Source organism: Hydrogenophaga sp. ZJX-1 (assembly GCF_048590325.1).
Lineage (GTDB): Bacteria > Pseudomonadota > Gammaproteobacteria > Burkholderiales > Burkholderiaceae_C > Hydrogenophaga.
In genome coordinates, this window is sequence record NZ_JBMBRA010000001.1 from 617,304 (window position 1) to 638,386 (window position 21,083).

At 66.8% G+C, this 21,083-nt stretch carries 16 protein-coding genes; 7 read left to right on the forward strand and 9 right to left on the reverse strand.

What is annotated here, in order from left to right:
* Positions 1-4 precede the first annotated feature (4 nt).
* The 4 genes from ACN5W5_RS03085 (at position 5) to ACN5W5_RS03100 (ending at position 4,063) form a co-directional block, all read left to right on the forward strand.
* On the forward strand, positions 5-670 hold the full coding sequence (locus ACN5W5_RS03085) for a glutathione S-transferase family protein (protein WP_420047120.1): 666 nt from the start codon (positions 5-7) through the stop codon (positions 668-670).
* Between the two features lie 231 nt (positions 671-901).
* Positions 902-1,951 (forward strand): ABC transporter substrate-binding protein, encoded by a 1,050-nt coding sequence (locus tag ACN5W5_RS03090; RefSeq protein ID WP_420047121.1) that lies wholly within the window; start codon positions 902-904, stop codon positions 1,949-1,951.
* Between the two features lie 110 nt (positions 1,952-2,061).
* Complete coding sequence (locus tag ACN5W5_RS03095) at positions 2,062-2,949, forward strand: ABC transporter permease (RefSeq protein WP_420047122.1); 888 nt, start codon at positions 2,062-2,064, stop codon at positions 2,947-2,949.
* Complete coding sequence (locus ACN5W5_RS03100; protein WP_420047123.1) at positions 2,942-4,063, forward strand: quaternary amine ABC transporter ATP-binding protein; 1,122 nt, start codon at positions 2,942-2,944, stop codon at positions 4,061-4,063. Before ACN5W5_RS03095 ends, ACN5W5_RS03100 begins: the two co-directional genes overlap by 8 nt.
* 83 nt (positions 4,064-4,146) lie before the next feature.
* On the opposite strand, the gene ACN5W5_RS03105 is transcribed toward ACN5W5_RS03100, so the two are convergent.
* From ACN5W5_RS03105 to ACN5W5_RS03125, 5 genes are all read right to left on the reverse strand, one after another.
* A complete protein-coding gene (locus tag ACN5W5_RS03105; protein ID WP_420047124.1) occupies positions 4,147-4,608 on the reverse strand; it encodes an SH3 domain-containing protein in 462 nt (153 codons plus the stop codon).
* A 98-nt stretch (positions 4,609-4,706) separates the two neighbouring features.
* Positions 4,707-7,127: a Lon protease family protein gene (locus tag ACN5W5_RS03110; protein WP_420047125.1), complete on the reverse strand. Its 2,421-nt coding sequence runs from the start codon at positions 7,125-7,127 to the stop codon at positions 4,707-4,709.
* 66 nt (positions 7,128-7,193) lie between these two features.
* A complete protein-coding gene (gene hpnE, locus ACN5W5_RS03115; protein ID WP_420047126.1) occupies positions 7,194-8,564 on the reverse strand; it encodes a hydroxysqualene dehydroxylase HpnE in 1,371 nt (456 codons plus the stop codon).
* Positions 8,561-9,427 (reverse strand): presqualene diphosphate synthase HpnD, encoded by an 867-nt coding sequence (hpnD, locus tag ACN5W5_RS03120; protein ID WP_420047127.1) that lies wholly within the window; start codon positions 9,425-9,427, stop codon positions 8,561-8,563. The genes hpnE and hpnD overlap by 4 nt, the downstream gene beginning before the upstream one ends.
* 27 nt (positions 9,428-9,454) lie before the next feature.
* Complete coding sequence (locus ACN5W5_RS03125; RefSeq protein WP_420047128.1) at positions 9,455-9,619, reverse strand: hypothetical protein; 165 nt, start codon at positions 9,617-9,619, stop codon at positions 9,455-9,457.
* 532 nt (positions 9,620-10,151) lie between these two features.
* On the opposite strand from ACN5W5_RS03125, the gene ACN5W5_RS03130 reads away from it, so the two are divergent.
* Positions 10,152-11,636 (forward strand): methyl-accepting chemotaxis protein, encoded by a 1,485-nt coding sequence (locus ACN5W5_RS03130; protein WP_420047129.1) that lies wholly within the window; start codon positions 10,152-10,154, stop codon positions 11,634-11,636.
* 33 nt (positions 11,637-11,669) lie between these two features.
* On the opposite strand, the gene ACN5W5_RS03135 is transcribed toward ACN5W5_RS03130, so the two are convergent.
* Positions 11,670-12,311 carry a Crp/Fnr family transcriptional regulator gene (locus ACN5W5_RS03135; RefSeq protein ID WP_420047130.1) on the reverse strand — a complete coding sequence of 214 codons (642 nt, stop codon included), beginning with the start codon at positions 12,309-12,311 and terminating at the stop codon, positions 11,670-11,672.
* A gap of 527 nt (positions 12,312-12,838) precedes the next feature.
* Between ACN5W5_RS03135 and ACN5W5_RS03140 the strand changes: the two genes are divergently transcribed.
* Positions 12,839-14,476, forward strand: a complete 1,638-nt coding sequence (locus tag ACN5W5_RS03140; RefSeq protein WP_420047131.1) for an ATP-binding protein — start codon at positions 12,839-12,841, stop codon at positions 14,474-14,476.
* A gap of 9 nt (positions 14,477-14,485) precedes the next feature.
* Here the strand turns inward: ACN5W5_RS03140 and ACN5W5_RS03145 are convergent, their stop codons facing one another.
* Genes ACN5W5_RS03145 through hpnC form a run of 3 tightly spaced genes read right to left on the reverse strand, consistent with a single transcriptional unit; the run spans position 14,486 to position 19,723 of the window.
* Positions 14,486-17,644 (reverse strand): efflux RND transporter permease subunit, encoded by a 3,159-nt coding sequence (locus tag ACN5W5_RS03145; RefSeq protein ID WP_420047132.1) that lies wholly within the window; start codon positions 17,642-17,644, stop codon positions 14,486-14,488.
* Between the two features lie 13 nt (positions 17,645-17,657).
* On the reverse strand, positions 17,658-18,767 hold the full coding sequence (locus ACN5W5_RS03150) for an efflux RND transporter periplasmic adaptor subunit (protein ID WP_420047133.1): 1,110 nt from the start codon (positions 18,765-18,767) through the stop codon (positions 17,658-17,660).
* Between the two features lie 41 nt (positions 18,768-18,808).
* A complete protein-coding gene (gene hpnC / locus ACN5W5_RS03155; protein ID WP_420047134.1) occupies positions 18,809-19,723 on the reverse strand; it encodes a squalene synthase HpnC in 915 nt (304 codons plus the stop codon).
* Positions 19,724-19,960: 237 nt separating this feature from the next.
* Here hpnC and ACN5W5_RS03160 point away from each other — a divergent pair, with 237 nt between their 5' ends.
* Positions 19,961-21,076 carry an efflux RND transporter periplasmic adaptor subunit gene (locus tag ACN5W5_RS03160; RefSeq protein ID WP_420047135.1) on the forward strand — a complete coding sequence of 372 codons (1,116 nt, stop codon included), beginning with the start codon at positions 19,961-19,963 and terminating at the stop codon, positions 21,074-21,076.
* The last annotated feature ends 7 nt before the right edge of the window (positions 21,077-21,083 follow it).

Consider the following 21,083-nt stretch of genomic DNA (forward strand, 5'->3'; position numbering starts at 1 on the left):
TACCATGAGTCTCGCCATCTACGGCATCCCCGCCTCGCGCGCGGTACGCCCGCTCTGGGCCGCCACCGAGCTCGGTCTGGACTTCGTCCACGTGCCCACGCCCTTCCAGGGCGGTGCTACGCGCACCCCCGAATTCCTGGCGCGCAACCCCAACGGCCACATCCCGGTGGTGGTGGACCAGCGGCCGCCGGAGCAGGGCGGTGAGGTCGTGGTGTGGGAAAGCATGGCCTGCGCGCTCTACATCGCGCGCCACCATGGCCAGCCCGATGGCACCGGCATCACACCCGCCAACGCCCGCGAAGACGCCGAGGCGCTGCGCTGGAGCTTCTGGGCGGTGAATGAATGCGAAGCCGATGCACTCACCGTGCTGATGCACCGCATGGTGATGCCCGCCGAACGGCGCAGGCCCGAGCTGGCCACCGCCGCCGAGAAGCGCCTGGCGGTGGCGCTGCGTGTGATCGAGCGACACCTGCAACGGCAGCAAGAGCGTGGTGAATCGCATCTGGCCGCGGACCGCTTCACCGTGGCCGACCTGTGTGTGGCCAGCGTGCTGAACTGGGCCCGCGTTGCGCGCAGCCTGATGGCGAAGCACCCGCTCACGCACGACTGGATCGTGCGTTGCACCGAGCGGCCCGCCCATCTCGCGGCCAAAGCGCTCGGCAAGGCTTGAAATGTTGAGTGAAACACCCGGATATCATTATATGAAAAGCCGCAGTATTGGCGTGCGAATTAGATAAAAATGTATATTAGCCAACTCAGTTCAATCCAACGCCCTGTTGGTTGAGCGGCTGGTCACCTGGTTTGCAGCAGCGTTCGTTTCCTTCAGGTTGTTGGTTGTGCTTTTCACATCCAGTGGCGCAGTGCGTCGGTGGACACAACCACACGAAACCTGGAGGAAACCATGTCCCACACCCCCCATCTCTCCCTGGCCGTGCTCACGGCAGCCCTGGCGCTGAGTGCCTGCGGCAAAAAGGAAGAAGCGGCACCCGCCGCCGCCGCCGCCCCTGAGGCGGCGGTCGCACAGGCCTGCGGCAAGGTCACCGTGGCCAACATGAACTGGCAATCGGCCGAAGTGCTGGCCCACATCGACAACATCATCCTGTCCAAGGGCTATGGCTGCGAAGTGGAACTCGTGCCGGGCGACACCATGCCCACACTGACCGCGATGATGGAAAAAGGCCAGCCTGACGTGGCGCCCGAAGCCTGGATCAATGCGGTACGCCAGCCGATGGACGCCGCCATCAAAGAGGGCAAGCTGCACTACGCTGCCGAGTCACTGAAAGACGGTGGCGTTGAAGGCTGGTGGATTCCCAAGTACGTCGCCGATGCCAACCCGTCGATCAAGACCATCGATGACGCGCTGAAGCACCCGGAGCTGTTCCCGTCGGCCGAAAACAAGGGCAAGGGCGCGGTGCACAACTGTCCTTCAGGCTGGAACTGCCAGCTCACCACAGTCAACGCCTTCAAGGCCTGGGACGCGGCCAAGCAAGGCTTTGTGCTGCTCGACACCGGCTCCGCAGCCGGTCTGGACGGTTCGATCGCCAAGGCCTACGAGCGCAAGCAAGGCTGGCTGGGCTACTACTGGGCACCCACGTCCATCCTGGGCAAGTACGAAATGGTCAAGCTCGACGCCGGCTACCCGCATGACAAGGAAGCCTTCGAGGCCTGCAATTCGAAGGCCGAGTGCGACAAGCCGGTGAAGACCGACTGGGCGCGCGCCGAGGTGTTCACCGTGGTCACCGACCGCTTCCAGAAGGCGGGCGGCCCTGCCATTGACTACCTCAAGCAGCGTTCCTGGGGCAACGAGACGGTCAACACGCTGCTGGCCTGGATGAGCGACAACCAGGCGACCGGTGCCGACGGCGCCGCGCACTTCCTCAAGACCCAGCCCGAAGTCTGGACCGGCTGGGTGAGCCCTGAAGTGGCGGAGAAGGTCAAGGCCTCGCTCTGATCCGTGTCCGATGAAGAGGTCACTGCGCCCGTGCAGCGCAGTGACCTTTCTTGCGTCCGGGAGCCCCGTGGGTTTCCGGACGTTTCTCCGACCGAACCAAGGAGCTTCACATGGCCTGGTTGAATGAATTCCCCTCGCTCGGGTCCGATGCGCTGGGCGAAATCCGGCGCTCGGTGGACGGCGCCTTTCGTGGCTTCACCCGCGAGCATGGCGAAATGATGGAACGCCTGTTCGATCCGTTGCGCGATTTCCTGCTGGCTTCCGAGCGCCTGCTCACGCAGTCGCCCTGGCCGTTCGTGGTGGGTGGCATCGCGCTGATCGCCTGGCTCGCCTCGCGCTCGCTCAAGATCGTGATCGGTACCGTGATCACGCTGTTGCTGATCGGTTTCTTCGGCATGTGGGGCGACACGATGAAGACCATCTCGATGATCTTCGTCTGCACGGTGGTCGCCCTGGTGGTTGGCCTGCCGCTGGGCATCGCCATGAGTCGCTGGGACCGGTTGCAGAAGGTGATCAACCCCACGCTGGACGTGATGCAGACCATGCCCAGCTTCGTCTACCTGATCCCGGTGGTGATGCTGCTGGGCATCGGCCGTGTGCCGGGCCTGATCGCGGTGGTGATCTACGCCATTCCGCCGGTGATCCGCTTCACCAACCTGGGCATCCGTCTGGTGGACAAGGATCTGCTGGAAGCGGCCGACGCGTTCGGTTCGTCCACCTGGCAGAAGATGCACCAGGTGCAGTTGCCGCTGGCGCTGCCGACCATCATGGCCGGTGTGAACCAGACCATCATGCTGTCGCTGGCGATGGTGGTCATCGCTTCGATGATCGGCGTGCAGGGCCTGGGTCAGCCGGTGCTCAAGGCGATCTCGAACCAGTACTTCACCATGGGCATCTTCAACGGGCTGGCCATCGTGGGCATCGCCATCATCTTTGACCGTGTGTCGCAGGCCTATGGCAAGCGGCTGCAGCGGCACCTGGAGGTCGTCCATGGTTGACACACAAACTGCATTGACGCCAACCCCCACCGCGGCGGCTGAAGCACCAGCGGCGGGCATTTCGATCCGCCATCTCTACAAGATCTTTGGCCCCTCGCCCGAGAAGTTTCTCGGGCCGGTGCGCGAGGGCATGAGCAAACAGGAGTTGCGCGACGTGCACGGCCACGTGCTGGGCCTGCGTGACATCAACATCGACATGCCCGCTGGCGGCATCCAGGTGGTGATGGGGCTTTCCGGCTCCGGCAAGAGCACGCTGATCCGCCACATCAACCGGCTCATCGACCCCTCGGCCGGCGAGCTGCTGGTGCAGGTGAATGGCCAGCCGGTGGACGTGATGAAGCTGAATCAACGCGAGCTGCAGCGCTTTCGCCGCCAGCAGACCGCCATGGTGTTCCAGAAGTTTGCGCTGTTCCCGCACTTCACCGTGCTGGAGAACGCCGAATACGGTTTGCAGGTGCAGGGCCTGCCGCGCAAGAAGCGGCGCGAGAACGCCATGCGCTGGATCGAACGGGTCGGTCTCAAGGGTTACGAAGACAACTACCCCAACCAGCTCTCGGGCGGCATGCAGCAGCGCGTGGGCCTGGCGCGTGCACTGAGCAACGATGCACCGATCCTGCTGATGGACGAGGCGTTCTCTGCGCTCGATCCGCTGATCCGCAGCGACATGCAGAGCGTGCTGCTGGACCTGCAGCAGGAAATCGGCAAGACCATCGTCTTCATCACGCACGACCTCGACGAAGCGCTGCGCCTGGGCGACCGCATCGCCATCCTGCGCGACGGCGAGGTGGTGCAGCAGGGCACCGGCCAGCAGATCGTGCTCAAGCCGGCGGACGACTACATTGCCAGCTTCGTGCGCGATGTGAACCGCGGTCGCGTGATCCGTTGCCGAACGCTGATGTTGTCCGGATCGCGTGTCGATGGCCCGGATGTGGACCCCAGTCTGGTGATCGAAGAGGCGGCACGGCAGCTCAGCGCGGAGAGCAAGGAGGCTGCCAATGTGGTCAACAGCAAAGGCAAACACCTGGGCACCATCAGCATGAGCGACATCATCGGCGCCATCGTGCCGCCGAATCCGGAGCCCGTGCCGGAAGCGACCGCTGCCGAGATGCACTGATCGTGCAGGGGCCGCGGCCCTGACGTCAGGTGCCACGAAAAAGGCGGACCCGGGGTCCGCCTTTTTCAGGGTGGTGAGGCCACTCACCAGCCCCACAACAAACGCTTGGCGATCCAGCCGGTCTTGCCGTTGTCGCGCTCCACGCGCACCCAGCCGGTCCGCTTCTCGCGCGTGCGCAGCAGTTCGCCGTATTCGGCTTTTCCGACGATGCGGTGCTGTGTGCCCGGGCCCTGGCGGATGTTGGCGGTTTTCGCCTTGACGATGTGATGGGGCGTTGCGCCCGTCAGCGAACGCGCCACCCAGCCCCGGTCGTTCTCGAAATCACGGACCTGCAGCCAGCTGCCCTTGCGGGCCACCACCTTGAGCGGGTAACCTTTTCGCAACTCCCACAGGACCTCGGTGTGGGTGCCAGGCCCCGAACGCATGTTCAGGATGCTGCCTTTGACGCTGACCATGCTCTGGGCGTTGGCGGTGCCAGCTGCCAGCAGCGCCAGGCCGGTGGCGAGTGCGGCGAGGGTGTTTCGAAAGCGATGTGTGCGTGTCATCCGCGGGGGCTCCTTCTCTTGGGGTTGAACGATCAGCACGGTGGGAGAGCCTCAGACGCCACAGGTTCCCGGAAGAATGCGTGGTGTTGATCAATGGGTCATGAATTCCACTCTGTCTTGGTCTCCGCAACGGCTTGCCGGCAGGCTTCCCGGTAGGCCTTGAGGGTCTGCTCGCAGCGCCCCAGCAGGCTGTCCGCCGGGTAGGGGCCTGCCGCGTCACCTGTAATGCCCGGTGCCATCCCGCTCAGCAGCGCCAGGCCTTCGGCGACGTGGCTGGCGGTGTGGATGTGGAAGCGGCCCTGGGCCACGGCATCCACCACGGCACGGTCCAGCATCAGGTGGCGCAGGTTGCGTTGCGGCAGCAGCACCCCTTGCGTGCCATCCAGACCCGCCGCGTCACAGACACGGAACCAGCCCTCGATCTTCTCGTTCACACCGCCCACGGGCAGCACCTCACCGTGCTGGTTGAGCGCGCCGGTCACGGCGATGCCCTGGCGCAGCGGCACACCCGAGAGCGAAGAGAGCAGGGCGAACAACTCGGCACAAGAGGCCGAGTCGCCCTCTACGCCGTGGTATTCCTGCTCGAACACGATGGAGGCGTTCAGCGCCAGGGGTGTCAGATGGGCAAACAGGGCCGTCAGGTAGCTGTGCAGGATCAGCACGCCCTTGTCGTGGATCGGGCCCGACATCTCGACCTCGCGTTCGATGTTGAGCAGGCCGCGCGTGCCCGCGTGGCTGCGCGCGGTCACGCGCACCGGCAGGCCGAAGCGCCAGTCGCCCAGGTCGATCTGCGTCAGGCCGTTGATCTGGCCCACGCGCGCGCCCTGCAGCGAAATCAGGCGTTCGCCCTCGGCGATGGATTCGCGCAGGCGTTGCTCCGGGTAGTCGTGGCGCTGGCGCCGGGCGCTCAGGGCAGCGTCCACGTCCAGCGCCTCCACCAGGGCGGCACCGCGTGTGCGGCACAGCGCGGCGCTTTCGACCACCAGCGCTTCGGTGCGCGCGAAGATGGCACTCTGGCGGGCCTGGTCGTCCACCTCGCGGTGCGAGTCTTCCAGCAGCCGCGCCACGGCCGCGGCGGAAAAATGCGGCAGGCCCAGCTTGCGGCAGGTGTGTGCCACGTACAGTGCGCTGGCCGCGCGCGTGTCGTCGCTGGCGGGGAAACTCTCGGCGAAGTCCACCTTGACGCGGAAATGGCGCGAAAACTCCGGGTCGCCCTCCTGCAGCGCGTAGTACTCCTCCACCGATCCGATCAGCACGATCTTCACCTCCACGTCCACCGCCTCGGGCAGCAGCGACACGGCCGCCATCGGCATGTGCGAGCTGTCGGGTTCTTCGATCTGCACCCGGCCCGAGCGCAGGAATCGGCGCAGCTTTTCCCACACCAGCGCTTCGGTCAGCAGGTCGCGCAGGTGCAGCAGCAGGAAGCCGCCGTGTGCCCGGATCAGGCTGCCAGCGCGCACGCGCGAGAAGTCCGTCAGCATCACGTCTTCCTCGGCCTGGTACTCGATGCGGCCAAAGAGGATGTGAAACACCGGGTTGTCTTCCACGATCACCGGTGCCCCCGTGCGCCCGGCGTTGTCCACCACCAGGTTCACCCGGTAGCCCAGCAGCATCTGGGTCAGCGCTTCCTGGCGCACCTCGTCGTCGCTGTCCTGCGCGATGAAGAGTTCGATGTGTTCCAGCACGTCGTGCTGCACCTGGTCGAGGTAGCTGCCGAGCTTGACCGAGTCCTTGATCTGCTTTTTCAGGCTGACCCGGATGTCCTGCATCTCGTGGTCCAGCCAGGGCTTGACAACCTGGCGGCGCAGCGCGGCCAGGGCTTCGTTCATCACACGCTCCATGGGCCGGGTCTTGTCGAGGAAGCGCGCGATTTCCTGGCGCAGCTCGGCTTCGGCCTTGTCGATCTCGGCGCGCCGCTCTTTGGACAGGGCGCGGGCCTCGCTTTCGGTGAGCGCGCTGCCCTTGTCGCCCATGAGCGTGAACACCAGGTGGCCCGATTCGCGGAACAGGTTGAAGCCACGGGACTCGGCGAACGCGTCCAGTTCGACGTAGGCCTTGGACTCCTCGGCCTGGTAGGCGGCCTTGATGCGCTCGCTTTCGGACTTGAAATCTTCGCTCCCCAGGCGCTGCGGAATCTCGGTTTGCAGCGCGCGCGAGAAGCGGGTCATGAGCTGCCGCAGCTCGCGGCCCTGGCCGGCGGGCATGCGCAGGGCGCGCGGCCGTTCGGGGGTGTCGAAGTTGTGCAGGTAGCACAGGTCGGGTGGTACCGGGCGCTCGGCCGCCACGGCCTGGGTCAGCTGGCGCAGCAGCGAGGCGCGCCCGCTGCCCACCTCGCCCAGCACGAACAGGTTGTAGTCGGCCTGGTCCATGGCGAGGCCGAAGCGCGCGGCGTTCTGTGCCCGTTCCTGCCCGATCCACGGCAGCTCGGTGGTCTGCAATTCCGAGGTGTCGGCAAAGCCCAGCGAGGCCGGGTGGATGTTCAGGCGCAGTTGCTCGGGCTTCAGGGGCGTGGCGGTCATGGGGCGTCTCGAAGGTGGCAAGGTTTCATGATGCGCGGAACGCCCGGCCCTCCGCAAGCCCCGATGTCAAACCGCCTGGCCAGCCGCCAGTCCGCTGCGCACCGCGCCCTCCAGCGTGGCCGGGTAAGGACCGTCCACATAGTCGCCCGCGGCCCACAGACCTGGCGCGATGGTCGCCGCCGGCCGCTGCAGGCCGGGTGTGCAGGCGAAGGTGGCGCGTTTTTCCACCACCGTCTGGATCGGCTGCAGGCCGGTCAAACCCAGCTGCTTCGCAGCCTGCTGCAGCACGCACGCCTGCAATGCGTCGCGCTCGCCCACGCTGGCGCTCACGACGAAGGCGAACACACCTTGCGCCGCCGCGTCGTTGGGGCTGAGCTGGCCGCGGTCGAACACGAACTGCGCCGGCGCGCGCGACGCGTCGGGCTCGGCTGTCAGCGCGAGCATGGGCGCGGCCAGCCGCGCGCCGGGCGCCCAGGTGTAGACGGTGGTGATGGCGGTGAATGGCAGCGCCGCGGTGCTGCGGGACCAGTCGTCGAGTCGGCTCGCGGTGGCGGTGTCGCCCGCAGCGCTGGCATTGACTGCGGCCTGCGCCATGGCCTGCGCGGCGGGGCCGGCGGCCGTGGCCCAGATCACGCGGTCGAAGGTCACGGCGCCTTCAGCGGTGTACAGCTGCCACGCCTTGCCCTGAGGGCACAGGCCCAGCACGCGTTCGCCGCTGCGCAGGCGCACGGTGTCCGGGTGCCGGGTTGACAGCCATTGCGCCGCCGCGTCGGGCATCAGCGCCGAGAGGTCGGTGCGCGGCAGCAGCAGGTTGGACGCGCCCAGCCCGGCGTGACCTGCGCCAAACAGCGCGTCGCGCATCACGTTCAGGAACACCTGCGCGCTGGCCTGCGCGCCGGGCAGGTTCAGCGCCGAAACGCACAGCGGCTCGATCAGCCCGGCCATTACCCGGGCCGGCAAGGCCGCGCAGAGCTCGGCCACCGTGAGCGCGGGCGCGCAGGCAAACCCGGCGCGCTGCCAGCCGAGCGAGGCGCGGACCAGCGCGAGGCGTTCGCCCCACGACCAGCCGCGCGCCATGGCGATCGCCGCCAGCGCATCGAAGGGCGCCGGCCAGCGCGCGGCCCAGGCGGGGGTCTGCAGGCCGCTGCCGTCCGGGTAGGGCAGGGCCAGCGGCAGACGGAGCAGGGCCTGGCCCAGGTCCACGCCCACCCGCTGCATGAGCGCCAGCGTCTGGCTGTAGGCGCCGATCAGGATGTGTTGACCGTTGTCGAGCGTGAGGGGCTGGCCGTCGGGCCGTTGCACAGGCAATGCGCGGGCGCGGCCACCCAAGGTGCGGGCGGCTTCGAACACCGTCACATCGGCGCCCGCATCGGCAGCCTCTACGGCAGCGGCCATGCCGGCCCAGCCCGCACCAACGATCGCAAGCCGTGTGCTCAAAGACGACCCAAGGCTTGCACCTTCCAGGCCAGCCAGAACTTGCGCAGCGGCGTGAGGCTCACGCGCCGGGTCAACACCAGCAGCGGGTCGGCCGCAATTTCCCGCAGCAGGGTGCGGTAGATGCTGGCCATCATCAGACCCGGCTTCTGCGCCCGGCGGTCGGCTTCGGGCAACAGGGCCAGGGCTTCGTCGTAGGTGGCCAGGGCGCGCTCGCACTGGAAGCGCATCAGGGCCAGGAAACGGCGCTGGAAGTCGGCGGTGTCCATGCCGGGCGCCGCGCCGCGTTTGATGAGTTCGTGCGCCTTCACGTCGAAACGCTGCAGCTCGTTCACCGGCAGGTAGATGCGCCCGCGCGCCGCGTCTTCGCCCACGTCGCGGATGATGTTGGTGAGCTGGAACGCCAGGCCCAGCCGGTGGGCGTAGGCGGTGGTCTGCGCCTGGGTCTGGCCGAAGATGCTGGCAGCCACTTCGCCCACCACGCCGGCCACCAGGTGGCAGTACTGCTGCAGGTTGGCGAAGTCGAGGTAACGGTTCTGGTCCAGGTCCATCTGGCAACCGTCGATCACGGCCAGCAGGTGCCGCGCTTCGATGCCGTAACTGGCGGTGTGCGGCATCAGCGCCTGCATCACCGGGTGGTTCTTCTCGCCGGCAAAGGCCTGCGCCACCTCGCGCCGCCACCAGGCGAGCTTGGTCTGCGCCACGCCGGGGTCCGTCACTTCGTCGACCACGTCGTCGACTTCGCGGCAGAAAGCGTAGAACGCCGTGATGGCGGTGCGGCGCTCGGGAGGGAGGAAGAGGAAGGCGTAATAAAAGCTGCTGCCCGAGGCGGCGGCTTTTTGTTGAACGTAGTCTTGGGGTGTCATGACTCTGGCAGGGTTGCCTGAGTGTAATCAGGCGTTCTCGCTGATTGCGTCGAAGCCGCTCAGGTCCTGCTCCAGGACTTCGCAGTGCCTGCGGTCGAAGCGGCGCAGCATGCCCGGCTCGGTGAGCGTGTACAAGCTGCGGGTGATCGATTCGCGCGTCGTGATCAGCCGTGCCGCGAGCGCCACCTGCACGGACCATCGTGGGGTGCAGCGGCTGCATGAAGACCGGGTCCATCTTCTGGGTCTTCAGCTGGTCGTCGATGCGCATCTCGCACAGGGCCAACCGACACGCTGGATATGCCAAGCTGGGTCGCCTGGTCAAAGACGCCGAATTTGCCCATCAGGTCCCCGCGACATGGGGGCTGCGGGCGAGGGATCCGCGGTTGCCGGTTTCTGGAATCCCGGGGGTGGAGCGATGGGTGTTCTTCTAATAGGGTCGTATCGCTTCAGGTGCATATGGGACTGGTTGGTGTCCAGATTAAATCAATGCAATTTTTTAATTGGAGCCATGTCTTCGCCCGGAAATGCTCCAGGCATCACATTGGTGTCGGGTTGTGACGCAGCGCCCATCTGTAACCGTGGATTTCCACAGCTGCCGGTCGAAGTTTGCAGAACGGTAACGGACCTGTTGCCGTAAACCTCTTTCAAGAAGGCGGGGTATTTCATGCGAAACAACGAGCCGGTGACCCAGCGGGAATTCGTCCTTGGGGCAGACGCAACATTGATGTCCACCACCGATCTGCAGGGCAACATCACCTATGTGAACGAAGCCTTTGTGCAGGTCAGCGGTTTCTCGCGCGAGGAACTGCTCGGACAGCCCCACAACCTGGTGCGCCACCCGGACATGCCGCGTGAGGCCTTTGCCGACATGTGGAACACGCTGCGCCAGGGACGGGCTTGGTCTGCGCTGGTGAAAAACCGGCGCAAGAACGGTGACCACTACTGGGTGCGGGCCAATGCCACACCGGTGTACCGCGGGGGCCAGCTGGTGGGTTACATGTCGGTGCGCACAACGCCGCTGCGGGCAGAGGTCGAGGCGGCGGAATCCCTGTACCGGCGCTTTCGCGGGGGGCGCGCCCAGGGGCTGCGCTTCTGCCAGGGCCTGGTGATGCGTGGCGGCGGGCTGGCCTGGATGTCCTGGGGGCGTCGCATGCCGCTGGCGTGGCGCCTGCGGCTGGCCTTGATGGTGGTGTTTGTGGCGGGTTGTGCTGGCTGGCTGGTGACCGGCGCCTCGTGGCCGGTCGCCCTGGGCGGCATCGGCATCCAGCTGGGGTTGTTGCTGCTCATGATGGGGCGGCTCCAGGTGCAGGTGGTCCGGCCACTGGCGCTGGTGCTGGGCGAGGCCGAACACGTGGCTTCGGGTCAGACGCCGTCGCCTGAGGAGCTGGGGCGTGTGGACGAAATCGGCCGCCTGCAACGCGCGCTTCATCAGGCCGGATTCAACCTCAAGGCGCTGCTGGACGATGTGCAGGTGCGCGCGGCCCAGGTGGCCGACGCCAGCAGCGAGATCGCTGCAGGCAACGATGACCTGAGTGCGCGCACCGAGCAGGCGGCCGCGAACCTGCAGAAAACAGCGGCCTCGATGGAGCAGTTCAGCGCCAGCATCCAGCAGAACGCCGAGTCCGCCGTGCGGGCGGCGCGCCAGGCCAGTCTGGCCAGCACGGCCACCCAGCGGGGCGGTGAAGCGGTGCGTCAGGTGGAGAGCACCATGCAGGACATCAACCAGTCGAGTCAGCGCATGACCGACATCATCGGCGTGATCGACGGCCTGGCCTTCCAGACCAACATCCTCGCGCTCAACGCGGCGGTGGAGGCGGCCCGCGCTGGCGAGCAAGGGCGGGGATTTGCGGTTGTGGCGGGCGAGGTGCGTTCCCTCGCGCAGCGCAGCGCCACCGCGGCGCGCGAGATCCGCGAGCTGATTGCCCGGGGGCGCTCTGGTGCGGAGACGGGTGTGGCGTTGGTGAGTTCGGCGGGCCAGATGATGGCCGACAGCCAGCGCCAGGTGGTGGACGTATCGACCCTCATCGACGGCATCGGCGCCGTGACCACCGAACAGGCCGGTGCCGTGTCCCAGGTGAGCGAATCGGTCAGCGTGCTGGACCAGATGACCCAGCAGAACGCGGCCATGGTCGAGCAGATCGCGGCCGCCGCTCGCGGTTTGCAGCACGAGGCCACGCGGCTGCGTGAAGCCATCGAAGTCTTCTCCTGAGGGCGGGGTCTCAGGGTGCCACGGGCGGGGTGATCAGGACCGGCTGGGTGGCTGCCGCACCCCGTCGATGCGCTGCGGGCCGATGAGCTGGCAGTGCCAGCGGTCCCGGCGGATCAGCAGACCTTCCTTCTCCAACAGGCGCAGGTTGCGCGCCACCGATTCGCGCGTGGTCGAGAGCAGCTCGGCCAGAGCCACGTGGCTGGGCAGGCGGGTCAACTGGTTGCTTTGATCTTTTGACATCAGCTGCAAGGCACCCAGCAGTTGTTGCAGGATTCCCTTGACGCGCATGACGTGGGCCCAGTCGGCCAGATGGCCGAACGATGTCGAGATCATGGTGTAGACACAGCCCAGGAACACCCGGTCGAAGACACCCAGGCTGTACAGGGCAGCTATGTCAATCACGCACAGGCGACCCGCTGAGAGCGCCTTGCCCCCGACCTGGTTGCGCTGGCCCAGCAGGCCGTAGGCGCCGATCAACTGCCCGCGGCCGAAGAGCGCCACCGGTCGTTCGATTGCATCGACACCCCGGCGCGTGGCGATGACCGTGCCCAGTTTGACTATGGCGATGTGGTCGGCCACCTCACCCTCAACCTGTACCAGGTCCGATTTGCGAAAAGAGCGTTCGTGGATGGCGCCAGCCAGAGTCTGGGCCGTGGTCTCGCCCACACAACTCATGATGCAGACCGAGCGTGTGGCGCACACCTGACAGCGGGCTACCTGGGCAGGAGAGTTGGCGGTTCCGGTCGGCTTCTGGAGTGTTCCCCTCAATGAGCCTGAATCCTTGAGTTGTCGTGTCTGTTCGTCTCTGGTCATTGTTTTCCCGGGTGAACGTCGGGGACGTGACAGCGATCCTTTTGCCAACCTGAATTCAGCGAACGTTTGCTTTATGAAAATGTGGGCGGCCCACTTTGAGGTGCGCTCTGGATCACATCATTTTCATTTCCGCCACTGTTTATATGGTTGCGGATTGCGGTATCGCAAGTGGCAGGGACACCAATGGCGGGTGAGCTCCCTAATTTGTTCTTGTTGAATGCCACGCTCCTATTTTCGATGCCGGGCGAGGCGATTCTGGGCCCTGTGATTTCGCCTGTCGCCGGGTGTTTGCCAGGAAATGCGCGACCGGTCACATTGGATGCGGATGCGGCCTTTTATTTGCCATGGTTTGCTTTAACCCCCTTGTTCTTTGTGTCGAAAATTTGACCATGAAAGATGCACTCGGAAACGACGACCTCTCGCTGTGGCTGGGCATGCTGGAGAAGGTGGTGGACGGCAGCACCAACATGGTGGTGGTCACCGACCGGGAGCGGCGCATCAAATGGGTCAACGCCACCTACACGCGGGTGACCGGCTGGTCATTGCCCGAGTGCATCGGCAAGCTGCCACGCGAACTGCTGCATGGCCCGCAGACCAGTGCGGCGGAGCTCTCGCGACTGGCCACCCTCATTCGGCAGGGGCAGTCGGTTTCCAATTTTGAACTGGTCAACTACAAGAAGTCGGGCGAGACGTACCACTTGTCGCTGAACATCGAGCCCATTCGCGACAACAACGGCGAGGTGTGCGCTTACCTGTCGATCCAGTCCGACATCACGGAGCGCCGCCAGCAGGAGCGCCACACCGTGGAGCTCAAACAGCGCCTGGAGGTGGCGCAGCGCCTGGCCCGGCTGGGGCGCATCGACACCGAAGTGGAATCAGGCCGGCCCCGCTGGTCCAGCGAGGTGTTCCGCATCCTCGGGATGGTGTCGGACGAGGAACCACGCGAATTCGAAGGCCTGCTGGCGTTCGCCGTTCCGGAGGATGTGCCGGATCTGCGTCGCAGCCTGGCGGTCGGGGTAGAAGCCGGTGAAGAGCTCGACGTGGAGTTCCGTGTCATCGGCCGGCATGGCCAGCAGCGCTGGGTGCGTTGCCGCGGTGTGCCGGCCTATGAAGACGGGCGGTACGCGCTGCCGCGCAGCTGGTCGGTCCAAAACATCACGTTCTACAAGATGCGGCTGGAAGAAAAGCGTCAGCGCAATGAGGAGCTCAGCCAGCTGGTGCTGGCGCGCACCCGCAAGCTGGAAGAGTCGAACCGTGCGCTGGAAGAGTTTTCCTGCGCACTCTCGCACGACCTGCGTTCTCCCCTGCGCCACGTGGCCGGCTTTGCCCATCTGATCAAGGAGAACCTGGCCACGGGTTCGGTCGATGACTGTCTGGGCTTTTGCGACCGCATCGTGCAGGCCGCCAGCCGGATGCAGAACCTGATCGAAGGCCTGCTGTCGTTTTCGCGTATGGGGCGCGAAGGCCTGAACGTCCAACGCGTCGATCTGGACGCGATGTTGCGCGAGGTGGTGGTGGGCCTGCGCGACGACGCGGGCCTGCGCAACATCCAGTGGCGCATCGCGCCGGATCTGCCGTCGATCCAGGGCGATGCGGTGCTCCTGCGCGAGGTCTGGATCAACCTGCTGGACAACGCATTGAAGTACACCGGACATCGCGACATCAGCGAGGTCGAGATCGGCTGGCACCCGCACCCGGATGGCCCGGTGTTCTTCGTTCGCGACAACGGCATCGGCTTCGATCCGGAGCACGCCCAGAAACTGTTCGGCATGTTCCAGCGGCTGCACAGCGAGCCACAGTTCAAGGGCGATGGCATCGGCCTGGCCCTGGTGCGCCGCATTGTCGAGAGCCACGGCGGGCGCATCTGGGCGACCTCGAAGCTCAATCAGGGCGCCACGTTTTATTTTCTGCTACCGAACATCGCGGACAGCGCCATGCCCTCGGACTGGGGCGCGGTCGAGAGCGTGCACACCATCGGTTGCCGGTGTGGGGATTCGCAGACTGTTGAACCGGGCCTGCAAAGCTGAGGTCCGCCCTCAGGCCGTGGCCGGCCTTCGCCAGCGCCACCACCGGCGCGTCGCCCGGGCGGCTTTCGGGCGCATGAAGCCCAGGTAGAGCAGCGGCACCACGAACAGCGTGAGCACGGTGGAGAACGCCAGACCCCAGACAATGCTGGCCGCCACGGGACCCCAGAGCAGGCTCTGGCCGCCCAGGCCAAACGCCAGCGAAAACAGGCCGCCGATGGTCGTGGTGGTGGTGATCAGGATCGGCACCACGCGCCGGCGGCTGGCCTGGATGATGGCGTGGATGGTGCTCATGCCGCGCTGCATGCGGTCGTTGGCGGCGTCGATCAGCACGATGGCCGAGTTCACCGCGATGCCGGTCAGCGCGATCACGCCGTAGAGCGTGTAGAGCGAGAGCGGGTTGTTCGAGATCGCCAGGCCAAACGCCACGCCGGTGAAGGCCAGCGGCACCGTCACCAGAATCATCAGCGGCTGCCAGTAGCTCTTGAACTGCGCCGCGAGGATCAGGTAGATCAGGCCCACGCCGAGCAGGAACAGCACCTGCATCGCGTCCAGGCTTTCTTCGATGTCTTCGAGCTCGCCCGAAAAGTCGAGGTCGATGCCGGGGTGCTGGGTGCGGATTTTCTCCCACTCGGCCTTGACGATGCCATTGGCCACCGTGGTGTCGGTGATGGCCTTGTCGAGGTTGGCTTCCACCGTGGTGGTGCGGCGCAGGTTGTGGTGACGGATGAAACCGCGGCCCGGTGTGGCCTCGGCCCGCACCAGGGCACCGAGGCGGGTGGTCTGGCCGTTGGGCAGGGCGATGGGTTCGTCGAGCAGGCTGGCCGGATCAACACGTAGGTTGCCGGCCTCGCGCAGGGCCTGGTCGGAGCGCACACGCAGTTCGATCTTGTCGCCGCCGTCGCGGGTGAAGGCGACGACCTCGCCGTCCACGCTCAGACGCACGAGCCGTGCCACGAGGGCGGCGCTGAGGCCGGCATCGCGCACGGCATCGGGGTCCAGCTGCAACTGCAGCTGGGCACGGCCGGGCTGGTTGTCGTCCTGTACGTCCTTGGCGCCGGGTATGGCGGCCACGATGGTCTTCAGGGCATCGGCCGCGCGCTGGATCGGTTCGAATTCGTCACCGCGCACCTTGACGCTGATGGCCTTGCCCGCCGGCGGACCACCGGCCAGGGCGGTGAAGCTCTTGCGTCCGGGTCCGGGCAGGTTCTCGATGGTCTTGCGCATGTCCTCGATCACCGTCATGACCTCGCGTGAGCCTTCGGTTCGCGGGTTGAGCGAGACAAACACCTGGCCGTACAGGTCGCCATAGACCGGCTCGGTCTCGGTGAACTTGAGGCCGGCGGTGCTGGTCACGGCGCGTGCTTCGCCGTCCAGACCCACGCCACGCAGCTGTTCGCGCACGGCGGCTTCGACACGCTGGGTTTCGGCCAGCGTGTCTTCCAGTGCCGCGGTCTGGGGCATGTCGACGTTGACATAGAAGGCGCGGATCGGATCGAAGGCGAAAAACTGCACGCGGATGATGCCGGTCGCCATCAGGGCCACCGCTGCGGCCACCGCGACCACTCCCACGAGGGCAAAGCGCTTCGGCCGGCGCAGGGCATAACCCAGCGCCTGGCCGTAGCGCAGGCGGATGCCGCGGTTGAAGCGCTCGCGCCAGGCCTGCACGCGCGAAGGGCGGTCAAAGCGCACGCCGACGGCGGACACGTGCACCGGCATCATCCAGAACGCCTCAATCAGCGAGATCGCCAGCGCCAGCGTGACCACGAAGGGAATCACGAACATGAATTTGCCCATGATGCCGGGCAGCAGCATGAGTGGCAGGAAGGCCGCCATGGTGGTGGCGACCGAAGCCACCACGGGTTTCCACACCTCGCCGATGGCGTCCAGGCTCGCGGCCAGGGCCTGCTGGCCGCGCTCCATGCGGTAGTAGATGGATTCGACGACCACCACCGCGTCGTCCACCAGCATGCCCAGGGAGATCACCACGCCCAGCAGCACCGAAACGTTGACTGTGTGGCCCAGGGTACCCAGCACGGCGAAGGTGCCGAGCAGCGAGAACGGGATGCCCATCGTCACCAGCAGGCCGATGCGCCAGCCCAGGAACACCCAGCACACAGCCATCACCATCAGCATGCCGACCAGGGCGTTGGTCTCCATCACGCCGATGGCGTCGCGCGTGGGCACGGTCTGGTCGTCGGTCAGCTCGAGCTTGAGTCCCGACGCTTCGAGCACGCTGTTCTGGTTCTGGATGTAGGTCCTGAGAACGTCGACGAGCTCCAGGGTGTTCGTGCCCGATTTCTTGGTCACGGCCAGCGAGATGGCGCTCTGACCATCGGCCGCGGCGTATTGCGCTGCCGGTGCGCGCGCGCGTTCGATGCGCGCCACTTCGCCGAGCCGCGCGGCCACGCCGGGGCGCTGGGCCGAGGTGACGGGCAGGCCTTCGAGCGCCTGCGGATCGGTCATCACGCCTTTGACGCTGATGGACCAGGCCCCGCCCTGGGTCTTGAGTGTGCCGCCGGAGGTGTCACGCCACCACGCGGCCACCGCGTCGGCCACGTCGGAGGCGAGCAGGCCGCGCGCGGCCAGCGCCTGGGCGTTGGGGCTGATGAGGATTTCGGGGTCGCGCAGGCCGGAGGCGAAGACCTGGTCCACGCCGGCGATGCGCTCCAGGTCGGCCTTGATGCGCCGCGCGTTGACGCGCAGGGTTTCGTCGTCGGCCTGGCCCATCAGCATCAGCGCGGCGGTGGGGAAGCCGTTGCTGGTGGTGATCTCCAGGATCGTCGGGTCTTTGGCTTCGCGCGGCAGCTCGCTGGTGGCCTTGTTCTGGATCTCGCGCCGCAGGTCGGCCATGCGCTTGTCAAAGGTGCGCTCGTTGATCTCGCGAAAGCGCACCAGCATGCTGGAGATGTTTTCTCGCGAACTGGAGATGACGAAGCGCACGTCGGCCACGCCCTTGATGGCGTCCTCCAGCGGATTGGTGATCAGTCGCTCGACCTCCTCGGCGCTGGCACCGGGCAGCACAGCGGTGACGCTGACCCAGTTGAAGTTGATTTCGGGATCCTGCTCGCGCGGCATGGTGTTGTAGCTGACCAGCCCGAGCAGCATCACCACCACGAAGGCGATGTTGGCCAGCGGGTGGTTGGTGAGGAGGGCGCGCATGAATTTCATGGGGCGTCCTGCTTCAGTTCGCCGAACGGCCGCTGACCGGCTTCACCTCGATGGCCACGCCCGGTTGCAGCGCCGCCTGGCCACTCACCACCACCAGCGTGTCGCCGCCCAGCGTGGCCGGCAGCGCCGAGGCCCGGCCTTCCTGGGCGCCGGGCACGACGACGAAGCGGGCCGTGGCCAGCGCGCCGCTGCCCTGTTGCACGAACACACCCATGCCGCCGTTGCGGCGCACCATGAGCGCGGGCGGCAGGTGCGGCCGCGATTCGCGCCAGCGCAGCGTGCCGCTGGTGCCGGCGGGCGGTGGAGCAACCTCGGCGGTCTGCACAAAGGCCAGGCGCGCGGTCTGGGTGCGTGCCGGTGCGCTCAGCGTGCTGCCCACACGCAGCAGCTTCACCGGAACCACTTGCCCGGTGGCCACGAAGCGCAGCTCGCTGCCGGCGCGCAGGCCGGGCACGTCGGCCGGGCTGAGTGTGGCCTGGAGTTCCGCCGCCCCCGATTCGCTGAGCACGTAAAGCACGCTGCCGGGCGCCACCGCTTCACCGGTCTGCGCCAGGCGTTCTTTGACACTGCCGGCGAAAGGTGCGCGCAGCGTGGTCTTGGCCAGCTGGCGCTGGGCGGTGGCCAACTGGGCGCGGTTGGCGCTGACCTCGGTCTGCACCAGCGTCACTTCGGTCTCGCGCTGACCCAGCGCTTCTTTTGAAAAGAAACCCTGGGCGACCAGATCGCGTGAGCGCTGCAGCTGTGCCTGGGCCAGCTTCAGACGCGCCTGGGTGGCATCGAGCGCCGCCTGGGCGCGCTGCACGGCCAGCTCCGCGTCGCGCGGATCGATCTGCGCCAGCACCTGGCCACGCGCGACCTGGGCGCCGACATCGGCGGTCCAGCGCAGCAGCGTGCCCGAGACCTCGGCGGAGAGCTTCGATTCGTTGCGCGCGATCACGCTGGCGGGCGCTTCGCGCTCGGGCCGGATCCAGACCGTGTCGAGCCGGGCCACGCCCACGCTGTTGCGAACCGGCGCCGCTGCGGGTTGAGGGGCTGGTTCGGGCGTGGTCTGAGCCCAGACGGGCAGCGTCAGGGCGCAGCCGAGCAGGGCGATGCTCAAGCTGGGGCGGAGGAGGCTTTGCATGGCGGTTACCAGAACTGAGGACGGAGGGTGTCGGTGGATATTCAGCGCATCCAGAGGGTGCGCCAGAACAGCCGGGGCATATCGGTCGCGCCCACCCGTGGGCGTTGTTGCCAGCTGCGGTGTTGCAGGGTGGCGATCTTGTCGAGGATGAGCAGGCCACCTTGTACGACCAGCCGCAACTCCCAGCCGGCGCGCCCAGGGATGCGCCGGGCGAGTGGCGCTCCTTGCTCCATGAGGGCGCGTGCCTGGGCGCAGAGTGCGGCGACCGCCTGCGCCATGCGCACCTGGGTGGCGGCATCGGGGCTGGCGCCGGCGTCAAAGGCTTCGCGCGGCAGGCCGTGGCGCTGCAGCAGGTCGGTGGGCAGGTAGTGGCGCTGGCGCGGCAGGTCCACGCTGATGTCCTGCCAGAAGTTGATGAGTTGCAGCGCGCTGCAGATCTGGTCGCTCCGGGCGAGCGAGGGGGCATCGTTCACGCCATACAGGTGCAGTAACAGGCGGCCCACCGGGTTGGCCGAGAGGCGGCAGTAGTCCAGCAGCTCGGCGGTGTCGGCGTAGTGGTGGCCGGCGGCGGTGTGGCGCACGTCCTGTTCGAAGGCGCTGATCAGGTCGTGCAGCGGCGAAGCCGGCAGGTGGTGCTTTTGGATCGCCTCGCGCAGTGGCGCGAAAACGCCGTTCCAGCGTGCAGGGAGGGGGCCATTTGCATGGCTCGCCTGCAGGGCCTGCCGGTAGGCAGACAGCTCGGCCAGACGTTGTGTGGCATCGGCGTCGCCCTCGTCGGCGATGTCGTCGGCCGTGCGGGCGAAGTGGTAGATGGCCATCACGGCGGGGCGCAGGGCGGGCGGGCACAGCAGCGAGGCGACCGGGAAGTTTTCATAGTGCCCGACGCCGGCAGACAGCGGCGCCGCGCCCGGGTGGGGCGCGGTGGTGGTTTCGGCGGTCTGGGGCAGATGGGTCATGGGCGCTCGGCCGGGTGGTGTTTCAGGGTGGGTGTCAGGCCTGCCAGTGTCTGTGGACACCAAAGGACCGCATTGTGCAGAGTGTCGGCTGCTCCGGGCGCCCCGGCGTCCCTCGATTGAACTACAATTTTGGTTACTAACCAGTCAGTCATTAACTTGGGCGCATCGGGCCATCGAATTTGGTGCCCCAGTTTTTAAGCATTTCCACGCCTGATTTCAACGGAACCTTGCAACGTCATGAAAACACCGCATTTTGTCTTTGCCATGACCGCCGTGCTGGCACTGGCCGCCTGCTCCCGGCCGGAAGCGCCCCAGGAGCCGATCCGCTCAGTCAAGCTGATCACCGTCGCGGCCACGGGCGTGGGCGCTCAAAGCGAGTACGCCGGTGAGGTGCGGGCCAGGGTCGAGTCGCGGCTCGGCTTCCGGGTGGGAGGCAAGCTGCTGCAGCGCCCGGCCGAGGTGGGTCAGCGTGTGAAGCCAGGGCAGTTGCTGGCACAACTGGATGCGAACGATCTGGCCCTGGCCAGCCAGGCCGCACAGGCCCAGGTGAGCGCGGCGCAGACGCAGCGCAACCTGGCAGCGGCCGACCTGAAGCGTTTCACCGACCTGAAGGCCCAGGGCTTTGTGAGCGGGGCTGAAATCGAGCGCCGCCAGGCCACGCTGCAGGCCGCCGAAGCCAGCCTGCGCCAGGCCCAGGCGCAGGGCGCGGTGCAGGGCAACCAGGCCGCTTACACCCGCTTGCTGGCCGACGCGGCCGGCGTGGTGCTGGCCGTGGAGGCCGAAGTGGGCCAGGTCGTCTCGGCCGGCACACCGGTGGTGCGTCTGGCGCGCGATGGGGCCCGCGATGTGGTGTTTGCGGTGCCGGAAGACCGGTTGGCGCAGTTGCGCGTGGGCCAGCCGGCGCAGGTGCGCCTGTGGGCGGTGGCCGCAGGCGCGCCCGGTAACGGGGGCACACTTGATGGTGTGGTGCGTGAGGTGGCCGCGAGCGCCGATGCGGCCACGCGCACCTACCAGGTCAAGCTGTCGCTGCCGGACGGGGCTGCGGTGCCTCTGGGCGCGACCGCCTATGTGACGCTGGCCGCGCCGGAAGGCGCCGGGCCCGCGATGATCCAGTTGCCCACCAGCGCGCTGATGGCTTCGGTCTCGGGCGAGCCGAATGGCAGCGCGGTCTGGGTGTTCGACGCCGCGAGCCAGACGGTGCAGCCGCGCCCGGTGGTGGTGGCGGGAGCCAATGGCAACCTGATCGTGATCGCCGAGGGCCTGAAGCCGGGTGAAGAGGTGGTGGCTGCGGGCACGCATGTGCTCTCGCCGGGGCAGAAGGTGACGCGTTTCGCCGCGCCCGCCGCGCAGTGAGGACGGC